Origin of the sequence: Mesorhizobium sp. M7A.F.Ca.CA.002.09.1.1 (assembly GCF_003998555.1) — a bacterium.
Lineage (GTDB): Bacteria > Pseudomonadota > Alphaproteobacteria > Rhizobiales > Rhizobiaceae > Mesorhizobium > Mesorhizobium ciceri.
The window spans coordinates 1-1,130 of record NZ_RZRR01001277.1; the positions used below are offsets into that span (position 1 = coordinate 1).

Sequence of the window (1,130 nt, forward strand, 5' to 3'; positions counted from 1 at the left end):
GGTGTGGGCCGAACACGTCAACCACCATTCCAGCCAGCACTACAATCTGTCGACAGCGCTGCGGCAGAGCTGGACGGGCCTGTTCACCTTCATGTTCGTGCTGCAGGCGCCGCTGGTGCTGCTCGGCTTCCACCCGGCGGTGATTGCCTTCACCTTCGGCTTCAATTTGGTCTGGCAATTCTGGATCCACACCGAGACCATCGGCAAGATGTGGGGCTGGTTCGAGTTCGTCTTCAACACGCCCTCACACCACCGCGTCCACCACGCCACCAATCCGCGCTATCTCGACGCCAACTATGCCGGCACGCTGATCATCTGGGACCGCATGTTCGGCACCTTCGTCGGGGAACTGGAAGAAGACCGGCCGCGCTACGGCATCGTCAGGAATCTCGGCACCTTCAATCCGCTGAAAGTGGCATTCCATGAATGGATCGGCATGTTCAGGGATGCCTTTGCGCCCGGTCTGACCTTGAGCGATCGCCTGAACTATCTGATCAAGCCTCCCGGCTGGAGCCATGACGGCTCGCGCGAGACTTCGGAGAGTTTGAAGGCTGCCTATGTCAGGCGAAATCCTGCTGAGGCGGGGAAGCCTGGGTTGCCAAGCGTGGGTGTCGAGCCCGCCGAGTAGAACTTCTTATGTCAGGAGGGTCCGTCGTCATCGCTGTCGTACGCCAATTGCGCGATTCGTTCCCTCACTTGCGCGATGGCGTGATCCAGCGGAATAGCGGGACGCGTATCTTCGATCGAAGCCTTTATCTTGGCCCGGATCGCGGCTAGGCGCTCGGCATGCTCCTCTTCCTCGCGCTGGAAGGCCCGGAGCGCCGCGCGGATGACTTCGCTCGCCGAGCCGAAAGAGCCGTCTTCGACTTTTTGGCGGATAAGGCGGGCCATTGCTGGCGTGACTGTGACAGAAAGTTTCTCGGCGAATTCCGTGGAACGGCTCCCATTGGACAGCAAGTGGGATTGTATCCTGCTTCATCCGTGCGGCCAACGATGAGGTCCTAGCGCCTGGGTTTCGCCCGGCCAGCTTCCGAACCATCCGGCATGGTGGCGCTAATGCGCCGAGTTGTGCCGAAATGCCGGCCGAATTCATGGCCCCCCAAATCTGTAAAATTGGCTTCGAACTCAAC

Annotated in this window: 2 protein-coding genes; one reads left to right on the plus strand and one right to left on the minus strand. The window is 60.1% G+C overall.

All coding sequences use genetic code 11. From position 1 onward, the window contains the following. The coding region (locus tag EN994_RS32485; RefSeq protein ID WP_164746477.1) for a sterol desaturase family protein at window positions 1-628 on the plus strand (628 nt) is incomplete at its 5' end. Window positions 629-639: 11 nt separating this feature from the next. Here EN994_RS32485 and EN994_RS32490 read toward each other — a convergent pair. Next, entirely contained in the window at window positions 640-957 is a 318-nt protein-coding gene (locus EN994_RS32490) for a type II toxin-antitoxin system ParD family antitoxin (RefSeq protein WP_013531311.1), read from the minus strand. Window positions 958-1,130 lie beyond the last annotated feature (173 nt).